The organism is Actinoplanes sp. L3-i22, assembly GCF_019704555.1.
Classification (GTDB): domain Bacteria; phylum Actinomycetota; class Actinomycetes; order Mycobacteriales; family Micromonosporaceae; genus Actinoplanes.
Map to the genome: position 1 here is coordinate 1543450 of NZ_AP024745.1, position 13841 is coordinate 1557290.

At 71.9% G+C, this 13841-nt stretch carries 13 protein-coding genes; 4 read left to right on the forward strand and 9 right to left on the reverse strand.

Features of this window, described 5'->3' with window-relative positions; genetic code table 11:
- Positions 1-25 precede the first annotated feature (25 nt).
- The 3 genes from L3i22_RS07225 to L3i22_RS07235 all read right to left on the reverse strand — a co-directional run bounded on the left by L3i22_RS07225 (position 26) and on the right by L3i22_RS07235 (position 2657).
- Positions 26-1513: a serine/threonine-protein kinase gene (locus L3i22_RS07225; protein ID WP_370644400.1), complete on the reverse strand. Its 1488-nt coding sequence runs from the start codon at positions 1511-1513 to the stop codon at positions 26-28.
- Between the two features lie 19 nt (positions 1514-1532).
- On the reverse strand, positions 1533-2111 hold the full coding sequence (locus L3i22_RS07230) for a YdeI family protein (RefSeq protein ID WP_255658020.1): 579 nt from the start codon (positions 2109-2111) through the stop codon (positions 1533-1535).
- 63 nt (positions 2112-2174) lie between these two features.
- Positions 2175-2657, reverse strand: a complete 483-nt coding sequence (locus tag L3i22_RS07235; RefSeq protein ID WP_221326202.1) for a hypothetical protein — start codon at positions 2655-2657, stop codon at positions 2175-2177.
- Positions 2658-2953: 296 nt separating this feature from the next.
- On the opposite strand from L3i22_RS07235, the gene L3i22_RS07240 reads away from it, so the two are divergent.
- Positions 2954-3304, forward strand: coding sequence for an STAS domain-containing protein (locus L3i22_RS07240; RefSeq protein WP_221326203.1), 351 nt, complete (start codon positions 2954-2956; stop codon positions 3302-3304).
- Positions 3305-3917: 613 nt separating this feature from the next.
- Here the strand turns inward: L3i22_RS07240 and surE are convergent.
- The 5 genes from surE to L3i22_RS07265 all read right to left on the reverse strand — a co-directional run bounded on the left by surE (position 3918) and on the right by L3i22_RS07265 (position 10137).
- Positions 3918-4769 carry a 5'/3'-nucleotidase SurE gene (gene surE / locus L3i22_RS07245; RefSeq protein WP_221326204.1) on the reverse strand — a complete coding sequence of 284 codons (852 nt, stop codon included), beginning with the start codon at positions 4767-4769 and terminating at the stop codon, positions 3918-3920.
- Positions 4766-5701, reverse strand: coding sequence for a PfkB family carbohydrate kinase (locus L3i22_RS07250; protein ID WP_255658021.1), 936 nt, complete (start codon positions 5699-5701; stop codon positions 4766-4768). Before L3i22_RS07250 ends, surE begins: the two co-directional genes overlap by 4 nt.
- 91 nt (positions 5702-5792) lie before the next feature.
- Complete coding sequence (locus L3i22_RS07255) at positions 5793-6707, reverse strand: cation diffusion facilitator family transporter (RefSeq protein ID WP_221326205.1); 915 nt, start codon at positions 6705-6707, stop codon at positions 5793-5795.
- 211 nt (positions 6708-6918) lie between these two features.
- Positions 6919-9042 carry an AAA family ATPase gene (locus L3i22_RS07260; RefSeq protein WP_221326206.1) on the reverse strand — a complete coding sequence of 708 codons (2124 nt, stop codon included), beginning with the start codon at positions 9040-9042 and terminating at the stop codon, positions 6919-6921.
- Positions 9043-9195: 153 nt separating this feature from the next.
- Positions 9196-10137 carry an alpha/beta fold hydrolase gene (locus L3i22_RS07265; protein WP_221326207.1) on the reverse strand — a complete coding sequence of 314 codons (942 nt, stop codon included), beginning with the start codon at positions 10135-10137 and terminating at the stop codon, positions 9196-9198.
- A gap of 148 nt (positions 10138-10285) precedes the next feature.
- Between L3i22_RS07265 and L3i22_RS07270 the strand changes: the two genes are divergently transcribed.
- Entirely contained in the window at positions 10286-10900 is a 615-nt protein-coding gene (locus L3i22_RS07270; RefSeq protein ID WP_221326208.1) for a carbonic anhydrase, read from the forward strand.
- Between the two features lie 92 nt (positions 10901-10992).
- Here L3i22_RS07270 and L3i22_RS07275 read toward each other — a convergent pair whose 3' ends face one another.
- Positions 10993-11319 (reverse strand): hypothetical protein, encoded by a 327-nt coding sequence (locus L3i22_RS07275; protein WP_221326209.1) that lies wholly within the window; start codon positions 11317-11319, stop codon positions 10993-10995.
- Positions 11320-11564: 245 nt separating this feature from the next.
- On the opposite strand from L3i22_RS07275, the gene L3i22_RS07280 reads away from it, so the two are divergent.
- The gene (locus L3i22_RS07280) at positions 11565-12056 is read left to right on the forward strand and encodes a DUF3145 domain-containing protein (protein WP_221326210.1); all 492 of its coding nucleotides are present in this window, start codon (positions 11565-11567) and stop codon (positions 12054-12056) included.
- A gap of 36 nt (positions 12057-12092) precedes the next feature.
- A complete protein-coding gene (locus tag L3i22_RS07285; RefSeq protein WP_221326211.1) occupies positions 12093-13832 on the forward strand; it encodes a glycoside hydrolase family 3 protein in 1740 nt (579 codons plus the stop codon).
- Positions 13833-13841 lie beyond the last annotated feature (9 nt).

The window sequence follows — 13841 nt, forward strand, 5'->3', positions numbered from 1 at the left end:
CGGTGTGAGGGTCAACCCCGGGTCGTCAGGCCCCGGCCGCCGGCGGGGTGGTGGTCGGCTCGGTCGTCGGCGGCGTGGTGGTCGGCTCGGTGGTCGGCGGCGTCGTCGTCGGCTCGGTGGTCGGCTCGCTGCTCGGCGGCGTCGACGTGATCGAGGGCGTGGACGAGGCGCTGGGCGCGGTCGACCGCGGCTTCTTGGTGGTCGTCGTCTTGCGCGTCGGCTCGATCAGCACCGGTGCTTCGCTCTGCGGATCGAACGACTGCTCGGTCGCGTCTTCCTGGGAGGTGCCCGGATTGTTCTTCGTCCCGCCGGTCTTGCTGGCGTCGGCCGGCGGGTCGTTGGTCAGGGCGAACGCGATCCCGAGGCCACCGGCGATGAGGAACAGCGCGATCACGGCGATCATCAGGCCGCGCTGGGCGAACGGCTTGGTGACACCCAGATCCGGGGCCGCCATCGGCGGCGGGGGCGGCGACATCCGCGGGCGGGACACCGGCTGCTGGGACTGCCGGGCCGTCGCATAGGCGGGCACCGTGCCGGCCGGGCTGACCGGCACCGGGCTGCGCGGCGCGATCAGGGCGGTGCCGGTGAGCCGCTTCCAGTCCTGCGGGCTGCCGACCGTCGCGTAGGCCGCCTCGGCGAACTCGGCCGCGCTCGCGAACCGGTCGGCCGGCTGCTTGGCCATCGCGCGGGCGATCAGCTCGCGGACCTCGTACGGCACGTGGTCGGGCAGCGGGTCCGGCTCGTCCTCCAGGTGACGCAGCGCCACCTGCAGCGCGTTGTCCCCGTCGAACGGCGGGCGGCCGGCGATGCAGTGGTAGGCGACGGCGCCCAGCGCGTACACATCGGTGCCCGGGGTCAGATTGCCCTTGGCGACCTGCTCGGGCGCCATGTAGAGCGCGGTGCCGACGATCGCGTTCAACCCGGTCATGCTGGTCAGCGCGTTCGACCGGGCGACGCCGAAGTCGATCAGGATGACCGCGCCGGACGGCTTCACGATCAGGTTGCCGGGCTTGATGTCCCGGTGCACGATGCCGGCCTCGTGCGCGGCGTGCAGCGCCTCGGCGGCCTGCGCCACGATCGACAGCGTCTCGTGCACCGCGATCGGGCCCTGCTTCACCCGGTTGGACAGCGGCTCGCCCTCGACGAACGCCATCACCAGATAGGCGACCTTCTCCGGCCCGCCGGAGTCGCCGGCCTCCGCGTAGTCGTAGACCTCGACCACGCCCGGGTGCCGGAACGCGGCCATCATCCGGGCCTCGCCGTAGAACCGGGCGGCGAACTCGGGATCGTCGAGCATCGCGGTGCGCAGCACCTTTACCGCGACGACACGACCCAGCACCACGTCGGTGCCACGCCACACGTCACCCATGCCACCGGTCGCGATCCGTTCGTCCAACCGGTAGCGGTTGTCCAGGAGATGTCCCGCACTGAGCACCAGGTGGACCTTTTCTGATCGGGCGGCCGGGCCGCAGGAGTCCTGATCGTGCAACTGATCGAGAGCAACGCCGCTCAAGAGTACAGAGCCCGGCCGATCAACGGGAGGTCAGCGGCGGCACCCGTCGCCCGGCCGCGGAATCAGCGATGAGCTGGGCAAGCCGTCGTTCCTGTGTCTCCGCGCGCTTGGCGCTGAGCACCCAGTGCGTGGCGGACCGACGATACGCCGCGGACTGTTCCTGAAACCACTCCCACGCGGCGGGAACGGCCTGAATCCGGGAGGTCTGAGCGGTGTCGAACACCACCGGGGCGGCCTGTTCGTACGAATAGACGCCGCTGCGGTCGGTCCGGCGCATCTCGAAGGCCCGCGACCCGGCCGGGCGCAGCAGCCCGCGCTCGGTCAGCTCGGCGATCTTCGCGATGTTCACCTCACTCCAGACGCTGCCCTTGCGGCGCGGCGTGAAACGGACCTGGTAGCTGCGCTCGTCGATGCGCCGGGCGATGCTGTCGATCCAGCCGAAACAGAGGGCCTGCTCGATCGCCTCGGGGTGGGAGACACCGGTCTCACCGGTGCCCTTCTTCCAGTACCCGACGAACAGCTCGGGGGCGGACTCGTGATTTTCCTCGAACCAGGCGCGCAGGGCGGCGGCGTCGGCGAAGAAGAGCGCGGTTGCCATGGGCAGAGGGTAGGACGACCGGTCCCGGCCGCCCCACCCTCTTTCGGTACGTCTTTTACTTCTTTACTTCTTTTCCTCGTACGTGGGGGTGACCACCAGCGCGGTCTCGGCGAGCTCGACCTGCTCGTTCTCGGCCTCCCGCTCCAGCGCCGCGCGGGCGCTGGTGGCCGCGGCCCAGCCGGCCACCAGGCCGAGCAGGCCCACCCCGGCGATCAGTGCCCACGGGCGGCCCGGCTTGTGCCCGGCCAGCGCGTTGGCGGCGGCGTTCGCCCGGGACCACGCCTCGTCGGCCGCCCCGGTCGCGCGACCGGCCAACTTGTGACCCTTCTTACTCGCCTGGTGAGCCAGCTTCTGGCTCCGTTTGTCGACCCGGCCGGCCAGTTTCCGGCTGCGCCGGCTGGTCCGTTCGGCCAGTTCCTGGCTGCCGCGGCCGGCCCACTCGGCCGTGCCGGCCACCTGTCCGCCGGCGCTCGCCATGGCGGCGGACAGATAATCCCAGGCCTGGCCCGCGGTCCGTTCGGCCCGGCTCTTCCTCGTCGCGAACATCGTCGGTAACCTCCTGCGCTCGCCCTGCACTCCGTTTCGTGCCCCGATGCGGACAGTGGCAAACGTCCGGTATGGAGGGCATCACGTTTCTAAAACGATTTGACGGCCCGCAGTACTGTTGACCTCGCTCACACGGGTCACTCAGGTGTCTAACAGGTTCGGGGCCTAACCTTTCGGTCAGTTTCACCGAACCTTCCGGGGGCTGGTCCGACCGCTCTGCACTCCTGGGTGGTCGTGCTGACCTGCGAACAGAGGAACAACGCCCGGAACGACCCGGGCGGGTGGAGGGAAGAGGCGTGACGCTGTCGATAATGACGTCGACGCTGGCTGACGGCGCTGTCGAGGTCTCACCGCGAGGCGAGATCGACGTCGAGAACGCGTACGAGATTCGCGAGGCGGTCGCGGCCCATCTGGCCGACGGCACCCCGGCGCGGATCGAGCTCAACATGCAGCATGTGACCTTCATCGACTCCGTGGGTATCAGCGCCCTCGTGGCGGCCTTCCAGCTGGCCGGAGTCAGCGGGGTCAAGGTGGTCGTGACGCAGCCCAGCCGGTTCGCGCACAGACAGCTGTGGGTGACCGGGCTTCTGGGCCTGTTCGGCAACCCTCAGCCGCACGAGGACGACGCCGCACTCTCCGGCGCCTGACCCGACTTGTCCGGGACGCCCGTTCTCCTACCGTGGAGACCGGGCGTCCCGTCGTGTCCGCCCACTCGACCGGCTCCGCCTGCTCGGTCCGTCCCGGCCGCTCGGTCCGCTCGGTCCGCTCTGCCCGCTTGGTCCGCTCCGGCCCGCCCCGCTTGCTCGGCTCACTCGCCTGCTCGGCCGCCCCGCTTGCTCGGCTCACTCGCCTGCTCGGCCGCTCCGTTTGGTGGCCGAGCCCGCGCCCTGCGCCCTGCGCCCCGCCGTGCCCGCGCTGCGCGCCCACGCCTGGCGCTGCGGCCCGCACCCGGCGTTCCGTGCTCCACACCCATACCTCGCGGCCTACCCACGTGCCCGCGCCCCGCTGTGCCCGCGTCGCGCGCCCACGCCAGGCGCCGCGGCCTGCGCCCTGCCGCGCCCGCGTCCGGCGCCGCGGCCCGCGCCCGCTTGTTCCTGCTGACGGGATGGCGGGGCCGTATCACGTTTTTTCGGATCTTGGGTGTTGTCCACAGCGCCGCGCTGTCCACAGGGTGCCCACGTGATCTTGCGTTTGTGCTGGATAATGGGCGTGGCGGGCTGCCCCCGTGGAGGGTGGGGACTGCTCGGCGGGGGGAACGGGTCAGGTCGGTGGGGTCTGGATGCGGATGCCGTCGACGTTGATGCGGATCGTGGTGTCCTCGTGGGGGGCTCGCAGTGGGGTCACCACCGCGAAGTTGTCGGCCAGGGCGGCCAGGTCGGTGCCCGGGTCCAGCTCCTCCTCGGCGGCCTGCACCGCGGTGCGGACGAAGCCGTCGCCGGCCTCGGCGATGCTCATCTGGACCTGGCCGAAGCGGGCCAGCGATGCCTGTTTCAGGCCGCGGATGCCGTCCACGTGCAGGTCCGGGACGTTCAGGTTGAAGACCGTCCCGGGTGGGGTGTGCAGGAGCGCGGGCAGCAGCCGGACGGCGAGTTCGGCGCCGCTGGCCCAGTGGTGCTTCTCCTCGTCGGCGCGGTGGATGGCGTCGATGGCGGCGCCGCCGCTGGACGCGGTGGCCTGGGCCGGGGTGAGCACGTCCAGCGACACCGCCAGGCCGCGCAGGCCGGCGTGGGACGCGGTGAGGGTGGCGCCGACGGTGCCCGAGTGGACGACGGCCGCTCCGGCGTTGGCGCCCCGGTTGATGCCGGAGACGACCAGGTCGGGCGGCGGGCCGAAGGCCTCCCGCAGGGCGAGCAGGACGATGTACGCGGGGGACGCGGCTACGCCGTACGCCGGAATGTTCTTTGCTCCTGATATCTCTCGCTGCTCGGAGACGATCTTGCCGTCCTGCACGACGGCGGTCATCGAGGCGCTGCTGCCGCTCGATTCGCTCAGGGGTGCGGCGACCACCACGTCGTAGTCGGCGTGCGCGAGGGCGCGCGCCAGCCAGCGGATGCCCGGGGCCTCGATGCCGTCGTCATTGGTGATGAGGATGCGCAGGTGGCGAGGGGTCATGATGCCTTCTTGATCGGGGTCAGCCGGACTCGTTCGGTCAGCACCCGGACGGCGTCGACGTGCCCGGTGCCCAGGCCGTGCCGGGTGACGTTGAGGGCTCCGGCGGCCGCGCCGGTACGGACAGCGTCGGTCATCGATCCACCGTTGGCCAGGGTGGCGGCCACGCCGGCGGTCATCGAGTCGCCGGCGCCGCGGTGTTCGGCGGCGGTCAGCCGGGGCAGCGTGACGGTGTAGATCTCGTCGTCGATCAGGGCCAGCGCGCCCTCGTCGGCCCGCGAGACCAGGGCCGCCTCGGCGCCGTCGATGTTCAGCTTGACCAGGGCGTTGAGCAGCTCCTCGGTGGAGCCGTCGGCGGCCAGCCCGTCCTTGATCAGCTCTTCGTGACTGATTTTGACGACGGTGACGCCGGCGTTCAGCACCTCTTCCAGGTATCGGCCGCACAGGTCGGCGATCACCCGGCAGCCGTTCGCGCGCAGGTCGGTGGCGAGCCGTCCGTACACCTCGGGTTTGATCACCGAGGGGTGCGCCGGGCCGCTCAGGATCGCGATGCCGGCCCGCAGGCCCTCGGCGAGGCTGAGGTTGTAGAGCTCGTCCAGCTCGTGCCGGGAGAGCGGGACGCCGGGCCGTTCGGCGATCTCCTGGCGGCTGCCGCTGCGGCGGTCGTGCACGTACCAGCCGGTGCCGTGCTCCCGCATGACGAGCCGGATGGTGACGCCGGTCAGCTCGGACATCAGCGGGGCCAGCACCCGGCCGACCTCGCCGCCGGCGGCGGTGCAGAGCGTCACCTTGGCGCCCAGGGACGTGATCATGCGGGTCTGCCAGATGCCCTGGCCACCCGGGTGCACGTGTAGTTCTGGTTCGTCGTGGTGCTGCTCGATCGTCACCGTCAGCTGTGGGGCCGGCGCGAAGACCATGACCCGGCCGTCACTCATGATTCGCATTCTCATCTTTTTGCACATCCGGCGTGGCGGATCGCAAAAAGAACAGTGGCCCGCAAACAGAACAGAAGCCACTCGAACCCCGTCACCAGGCGGTCGGGGTGCAGTGCCCTCCCACGCCGGCCGGCTCCACCTGGAGGGTGGCGTGCTCGATGGCGAACTCGTCGTGCAGCGTCTCGCGCGCCACGGTCAGCACCGGGCCCAGCTCGGCGGCCGGCTCCAGGCGCAGGTGCGCGGAGGCCACCTCCATGCCCTCGGTCAATGTCCAGACGTGCAGATCGTGCACATCGCAGACGCCCGGGACGGAGGCCAGCCGCTCCCGGACCGCGGCCACGTCCACGTGCTCGGGTGCCGCCTGGACCAGGATCCGCACCGCCGAGCGGCCCAGCGCGAACGTGCGGGGGAGGATCATCAGAGCGACCACGACGGCGACGATCGGGTCCGCGTACGCCCAGCCGGTCAGCCAGATCACCACCGCGGCCACGATCACGCCGGCCGAGCCCAGCAGGTCGCCGAGCACCTCCAGGTACGCCCCGCGGACCCCGATGTTCTCCTTCGCCCCCGACCGCAGCAGGGCGAACGCGACCAGGTTGGCGGCCAGCCCGCCGAGCGCGACCAGCAGCATCGCGCCGGCCGGCACCTCCGGCGGGTCGGTGAACCGGCGCACCGCCTGGACCACCACGAAACCGGCCACCAGGGTCAGCAGGGTGGCGTTGGCCAGCGCGGCGAGCACCTCCAGGCGGTAGAGCCCGAAGGTGCGCGCGGAGTCCGACCCGGCCCGGCCGGCGGCGGTGATCGCGGCCAGGGTCATCGCGATCGCCAGCACGTCGGTGAACATGTGGCCGGCGTCGGAGAGCAGCGCCAGCGAGCCGGTCAGCCCGGCGGCCGCCGCTTCGAGCAGCATGAACCCGGTGAGCAGCCCGGCGACCCACCAGAGGCGGCCGCGCTGCCGGGCGCCGGCGTGCAGCGCCCGGGCGCCGTGGTCGTGACCGGCTCCCATGTGTCCACCTTCCGCCGTCGGGGGAGCCGCCGCCAAGGTATGCGTGCATAGCTATGTATGCGATCGGTGGCCGTCATCGGCAGCTCTCGCGGTGACCGTAACGGCCGGGCTCGCATCCGCGGCGACGACGCCCGGCCTGATCAGCACAATCACCCGGGCGAGCGGCATCCCGCCGGACACGGCCTGGGCCGTGCCCGGCGGGGCGGACTGCCTACGGGTGCCAGGCGGGGTTCGTGCCGACCGTGGTGAGCCGCTGAGTGGCTCGGGACAGCGCGACGTACAGGGTGCGCACCCCGGCCCGGTCCACCGCGATCTCGGCCGGCTCGACCAGCACGACCGCGTCGTACTCCATGCCCTTGGCCTCCAGCGCGGTGACCACCTGGACGCGTTCCGGCAGGCCGGCCACCCAGGCGGCGATCTCCTCCTGGCGCGGCACCGGGGTGATCACGCCGATCGTCCCGTCCACGTCGGCCAGCTGCTTCTCGGCCAGGTCCCGGACGGTGGCCGGCAGCGTGGCGGCCGGGGCCACCACGTCGACCGGGTCGACGCCGGTGGACCGCACCGCCGAGGGCAGCGGCAGGTCCGGCAGGATCGCCCGGATCACGCCGGCGGCGACCGCGAAGATCTCCGACGAGTTCCGGTAGTTGGTGGTCAGCGCGTAGCTGTTGCGCGGGCGGGTGCCGAGCGCCTTCTCCCGGGCCCGGTCCAGCTCGTCCGGGTCACCGGACCAGGCGGTCTGCGCCGGGTCGCCGACGACCGTCCAGGACGCGTACTGCCCCCGGCGGCCGATCATCCGCCACTGCATCGGCGAGACGTCCTGCGACTCGTCGACCACGACGTGCGCGTAGTCCCGGTAGTCGTCCTCGCGCTGCAGGTGCTGGGTCCGCTGCGCCGCCTGGCGGTCGGAGAACGTGCTGACCTCCTGCACCCCGTCCCGTACATGGAAGGGGTTCTTGTTCTTCTTCTGCGCCTGCCGCGGCCGGCCCAGCATCTCGTCGAGCTCGTCCAGCAGCGCGACGTCGGAGATCGTCGGGCCGTGCTCGTTCAGCCCGTCGAACGAGCCCTGCAGGAGGTCGATCTCTTCCCGGGACAAAACCCCATTTGCGTACGACCGGAGCCGCCGCGGATCGGCCAGCCAGCGCAGCACCCGCAGCGGGGTGAAGCGCGGCCACCAGGCCCGCAGGAAGTTCCGGAAGTCGCTCCGGTCGGCCAGCTCGGCCTCGAACTCCCGCTTCTCCGGCAGCCCGGACAGCTTCTGGTCCCGGGCCTGTGCCCAGAGCGCGTCGAAGACCCGGTCGAAGCCGTGCCCGCGGACCTCGTTGCGCCGGGCGCCGCGCTGCAGCACCTTGCGCCGGATCTGGTCCAGCGCCTGCGCGTCCAGCCGGAGCAGCGCGCCCCGGTAGAGCAGGCGCAGCTCGGTCGGCGCGTCCGGCACGGCGTCGTGCGAGGCGCGCTCCAGGACCCGGCGGATCCGCAGCGAGCCCTTGATCGCGGCCACCTCGCCCGAGTCGACCCGGGTGGCGTCCCAGCCCGGCACCAGCGAGCCGAGCGAGCGCAGCGTCGCGGTGTCCTCGCCGAGCGAGGGCAGCACGGTCGCGATGTAGTTCACGAACACGCCGGACGGGCCGATCACCAGGACCCCGCCGCCGGCGAACCGGCTGCGGTCGGAGTAGAGCAGGTAGGCGGCCCGGTGCAGGGCCACCGCGGTCTTGCCGGTGCCGGGGCCGCCGGTGACGATGGTCACGCCGCCGGCCGGCGAGCGGATCGCGTCGTCCTGCTCGCGCTGGATGGTGGCGACGATGTCGCGCATCCCGCTACCGGTCGCCTTGGAGAGGCTGGCCAGCAGCGCGCCGTCACCGACCACGATCATCCCGGGTGGCGCGGCCTCCGGGTCGAGCAGGTCGTCCTCGATGCCGGTGACCCGCTCCCGGCTGGACTGGATCATCCGGCGCCGGATCACGCCCAGCGGCTCGGCCGGCGTGGCCCGGTAGAAGGCCGCGGCGGCGGGCGCCCGCCAGTCGACGACCAGCGGTTTCGAGCTGTCGTCGCGGATGCCCATCCGGCCCACGTAGTGGGTGGCGCCGTCCAGTTGATCGAGGCGGCCGAAGACCAGTCCCTCGTACTCGGTGTCCAGGGCGTGCCGGCGGCGGGCCGCGTGGAAGACCATCGCGTCGCGTTCGACCAGGGCCCCGAAGGTGCCCACCCCGGCGAGCTGATATCCCTCCTTCTCGGCCCGGGACGCGTGTGCTCGCAGCTCGGCGAGACGGGTGTAGACCCGGTCCACGTGCTGCTGCTCGACCGCGATCTCTTGTTGCAGGACGGTGGCGTCGCTCAAGTCGGTCGTTCTCCCTTTCATGCGCACCACCAGCGCTCGCGCGAAGGGGGCAATCGAACTTACTCCCGCACCGCAACGCGCGTCGAAGCGGCCTGGTGTTCGCCGCATCGTTCGAGCCTTACAGAAACGACTGGAGGCGCGGGGATGTTCCGCTCAAGCCGCTTTGCGGTAGTTCGTACGCCGAGCCGCCTTGCGTGTCCCCCGGTTCGCCCGGCGGACGACCTCGACCAGCGCGGCCGAGACCTCCTCCGGCCGCTCCAGCGGCAGCATGTGGCCCCCACCGGGGCAGACGGTCAGCCGGGCATGGGGGAGGGCGGCCGCGATCGACTCGGCGCACGGCAGCGGGGTCAGCCGGTCCCGATCGCCGACCAGCACCGCGGCCGGCACGTCGCCGATCGCGGCCAGGGTCGCCAGCCGCTGCTGCGCGCCGATCGAGGCGCGGAACCCGCCGATCGAGCTCAGCGGCGCCCGGCCCACGCTGCGCAGGGTCAGGCCGAGCGCCTCGGCGGCGCACCGGTCGCCGAAGAGCAGCCAGCGCAGCGCCGGGGCCAGGGCGGGCAGCACGGCGCGGTGCGGCCGCCACGGGCCGCTCCGGGCCAGCACCCCGGCGCCGAACGTCTCGCCGAACCGCAGCACGCCTGCCACGCTCTCCGGCAGGCCGTACCGGGTGTGGGTGTGGCCCTCGGCGGTGGTCGAGACCAGCAGCAGCCCGGCCACCCGGGCGGTGAACTCCCGCGGGTGGCGGTGCGCGAACTCCATGATCGTCATGCCGCCCATCGAGTGCCCGCCGAGCACCACCGGCCCGGTCGGCGCGAGCCGGCGCAGCACCTCGGCCAGGTCGTCGCCGAGCTGGTCCAGGGTCGCCGAGCGGAGCTGGGTGGCGGCGGAGCGGCCGTGGCCCCGGGTGTCGTACGCGATCACCCGCGGCGCCCGCCGGCCCAGGGCGGCGAGCGCGGCCACCTGATGGCGCCAGGTGCGCCGATCCAGGCACCAGCCGTGCAGCAGCACCACCGTGACCGGGGCATCGGCCGGCCCGGAGACCTCGGCGTGCAGTCGCACACCGTCGGGCATCTCGATCTCGACTCGATCGGACATGGGCACCTCCGCGCTTCTCACGCCCCCGCGAGTACCCACGGGTAATAAGCATCACTCGCGATCTCGCGATCGGCTACCACCACGTCGGTGACCGTGAGCTGCCTCCCAATTACTTTCCATCGCCGTCCGGACAGCGAGAATCGACGTCATGACAGCCATTCGCGCTGCCCAGGCCATTACGCCCAGCACTTCGCTGGGCGAGCTCATCACGGGCAACAAGCGCTTCGTGTACGGGAAACCGCATTACGGGCACAACGTCACCCAGGCGGCCGCCACGGCCGGCGGGCAGCAGCCGCACGCGGTCGTGCTCGGTTGCATCGACTCGCGGGTGCCCCTGGAGGCGATCTTCGACCAGCCGTTCGGCTCGATCTGCGTGGCCCGCTCGGGGGCGCACGTACTGGACCGGTCGATGATCGGGTCGGTCGAGTTCGCGGTATCGTCGCTGGGCGTCTCGCTCGCCCTGGTGGTCGGGCACAAGCGCTGCGGCGCGGTGACCGCCACGGTCGGCGCGGTGCGGGCCGGCGACCTCCCGGGCGGCGACGTGGGCTACCTGGTGGGCGAGATCGCCCCCGCGGCCGACGGGGTCGACCTGGACGACCCGTCGGCGGCTGACCAGGTCATCCGGGCGCACGTGGAGCGGACCGTGGCCCGGCTGCGGGGGACTCCCGAGCTGTCGGCGGCGATCGCGGCGGGCACGGTCGACGTGGTCGGCGCGATCTACGACCTGGACACCGGCTGGGTGGAGTTCCTCGACCGGTCCTGAGCCGCGATTCATTTGGGCTGATCTTCAGTAAACGCGAAAAGGCACCTCCCGGCCGCGGCCGGGAGGTGCCTTTCCTACGTGGGTGGTGCCGCTCAGGCCTCGAAGACGCCGGCGTCGACGAGGCGCTTCTCGGCCGCGTCCCAGCCGTGCTCCGGGTTGGTGCTGTGCAGCGCGTTCAGCTCGGCGCGGATCTTGGTGCCGTGACCCGCACCGGCCAGCACCCGGATCTCCTCGACGAACGCGTCCGAGGTCGTCGAGAGGTGGGTGGTCTTGCCGTTGGTCAGGTTGCGCACGTAGGCGAAACGGCCGTTGGCGAGCGGGATGAGGTATTTGTACTCACCGAGCACGCTGAGGGCGCCACCGGTGCTCTGGCCGGCGCGGACTGATGCGCGGGCGGTCTTAGAGGTGTTGCTCGCCACGGCGGTACTCCTTGAGGAAAAGCTCGAGCAGATAAAAAAGGCCACATCAACTCTACACGACAGCCTGCGAACCGTGCCGTCGGAGCAGGTACAGGCGTTGGACTCAATGTGCCACTACGACTGTGTCCCACAGTCGATGTTGCGGATTCTCTGGCGCACCATCCGTACCAACCGGCATCATGGGACACGATCAACCGCGGTCGAGGTCGTAGGGGAAGACGCACCTCGGTCTCCGGGAGGTCACCGTGCCAACGTGTGGCGTCGTATACGTCCACTCAACCCCGCTCGCCGTGTGCCAGCACGTCGAATGGGCCATAGCGCGCGTCCTGACTGCGCCGGTCAATCTGCAATGGACCGTGCAGCAGGTCGATCCGAGCATGCGCCGAGCCGAGTGCAGCTGGACCGGACGCGCGGGAACTGGCGCCGAGCTGGCTGCTGCCCTCCGGCAGTGGCCCATGATCCGTTTCGAGGTGACCGAAGAGCCGAGTCCAGGGCTGGACGGCGAGCGTTTCATGCACGTCCCCGGTCGTGGGCTGTTCCACGGCACGATGGGCGCCTCGGGCGACATCCAGATCGGCGAGGACCGGCTGCGCGCCATCATGGCGTCCGCCCGGGCTCCCGAGGCGCTGGCGCATGCCCTGGAAAAGGCGCTGGGCACCGCCTGGGACGCGGAGCTGGAGCCGTACCGGTACGCCGGTGACGGCGCCCCGGTCACGCTGCTGACCCGAGTCGGATAGGGGATCGCGTGGCAACTTTCCGCGCGACCTGATTCGATGGCGGTCGTGAAAAAGTTGTCCCGTGTCGCATTTGTCGCTCCGCTGCTCCTGCTCGCCGGAGCTTGCGGGGACGACACCAAGGCACCACCGGCCCCACCCGACGCCGCTCCGGTCGCGTCCGCCGCCTCCGGCCCGGTCTCCGAGTCGGGGTCCGCGCTGTCCGCTGATCCGGTGGTGCGGGCGGCCGAGACGGTCGCCCGGCTCAGCGACGAGGACCTGGCCGGCCAGGTGCTGATGCCCTATGCGTACGGCGGCTCGGCCACCCGGGTCGACCCGGGCTCGGCGGCCGGCAACCGGAAGCTGGCCGGCGTGGACACCCCGGCCCAGATGATCGCCAAGTACAAGCTGGGCGGCCTGATCCTGGTCTCGTTCACCCAGAACGACCCGACCGGCCGGACGAATCCCACGTCGAACGTGGAGGACCCGAAGCAGGTCCGGGCCCTCACCGGCGGGCTCCAGGAGGCCGCGCGGCAGCTCCCGGCCGCCGCCCCGCTGATGATCGGCACCGACCAGGAATTCGGCGTGGTGACGCGGATCACCGAGGGCGTCACCGCGCTGCCCTCGGCGCTCGCCATCGGCGCGGCCGGCCGGCCCGACCTGACCGAGGCGGCCTGGCGCGCGGCCGGCGAGGAACTGGCCGCGATGGGCATCACGGTCGACTTCGCCCCGGTCGCCGACACGCTCGGCCCGGCCGGCAGCGCGGTGATCGGCTCCCGGTCCTACGGGTCGGACCCGGCCGCCAACGCCACCCAGGTCGCCGCCGCCGTCCGCGGCCTGCAGGGCGCCGGGGTCGCCGCCGCCCTCAAGCACTTCCCGGGCCACGGGCACACCAACGGCGACAGCCACGAGGTGCTGCCGGTGATCAAGCAGAGCGCGGCCGCCTGGCGGGCCCAGGACCTGCCGCCGTTCAAGTCCGGCGTGGACGCCGGCGCCGGCGTGGTGATGTCCGGCCACCTGGACCTGGAGGCGGTCGACAAGGGCGTGGCCGCGACGTTCTCGCACAAGCTGATGACCGACGTGCTGCGCGGCGAGCTGAAGTTCGGCGGGGTGGCGATCACCGACGCGATGAACATGGAGCCGGCGATGAAGTGGCCGCCCGGCGAGGCCGCGGTCCGCGCCCTGAACGCGGGCAACGACATGCTGCTCATGCCGCCGGACATCGGCGCCGCCCGGGACGGCATCGTGGCCGGCCTGAAGAACGGCACGCTCAAGCGCGAGCGGCTGATCGAGGCGGTCAACCGGATCCTCACGCTGAAGTTCCGGACCGCGGCCGCCGCCCAGCCCGACCTCTCGGTGGTCGGCGCGGACGAGCACCTGCAGTCGGTCGCCGCGCTGGACGCCGCCTCGGTCACCGTGCTGCGCGGGGGCTGTGCCGGGCCGCTGGTCACCGGGCCGGTCACGGTGACCGCGCCGTCGTCCCGCGAGGTGGCCCGGGTCGCCCTGGTCAAGGCGTTGCAGGCGGCCGGCGTGCCGGTGCAGGCCGCCAACGGCGCGGAGATCCGCCTGGTGGGGTACGGCGACAAACCCGTCGACCTGTCCCCGACCGCGCCGATGACGGTCGTGATGGACCTGCCCGGGATCCTCGCCTACGCCAAGTCGCCGACGCTGCTGGCGACGTACTCGTCGAGCCGGCAGTCGATGGCCGCGCTCGCCGACGTGATCGCCGGCCGGGCCACGGCGCCGGGAAAGTCCCCGATCGCGGTCGCCGGCCTGCCCCGCAGCGCCTGCGCCAGATGACGACGGAGC

Bases quoted from the DNA above. Each gene is read 5' to 3' on its own strand.
- surE (WP_221326204.1), bottom strand. From the start codon at position 4,769: ATGACCCCTCGCCACCTGCGCATCCTCATCACCAATGACGACGGCATC.
- L3i22_RS07265 (WP_221326207.1), bottom strand. From the start codon at position 10,137: ATGTCCGATCGAGTCGAGATCGAGATGCCCGACGGTGTGCGACTGCAC.
- L3i22_RS07285 (WP_221326211.1), top strand. From the start codon at position 12,093: ATGGCGGTCGTGAAAAAGTTGTCCCGTGTCGCATTTGTCGCTCCGCTG.
- L3i22_RS07250 (WP_255658021.1), bottom strand. From the start codon at position 5,701: ATGAGTGACGGCCGGGTCATGGTCTTCGCGCCGGCCCCACAGCTGACG.
- L3i22_RS07270 (WP_221326208.1), top strand. From the start codon at position 10,286: ATGACAGCCATTCGCGCTGCCCAGGCCATTACGCCCAGCACTTCGCTG.
- L3i22_RS07235 (WP_221326202.1), bottom strand. From the start codon at position 2,657: ATGTTCGCGACGAGGAAGAGCCGGGCCGAACGGACCGCGGGCCAGGCC.
- L3i22_RS07255 (WP_221326205.1), bottom strand. From the start codon at position 6,707: ATGGGAGCCGGTCACGACCACGGCGCCCGGGCGCTGCACGCCGGCGCC.
- L3i22_RS07230 (WP_255658020.1), bottom strand. From the start codon at position 2,111: ATGGCAACCGCGCTCTTCTTCGCCGACGCCGCCGCCCTGCGCGCCTGG.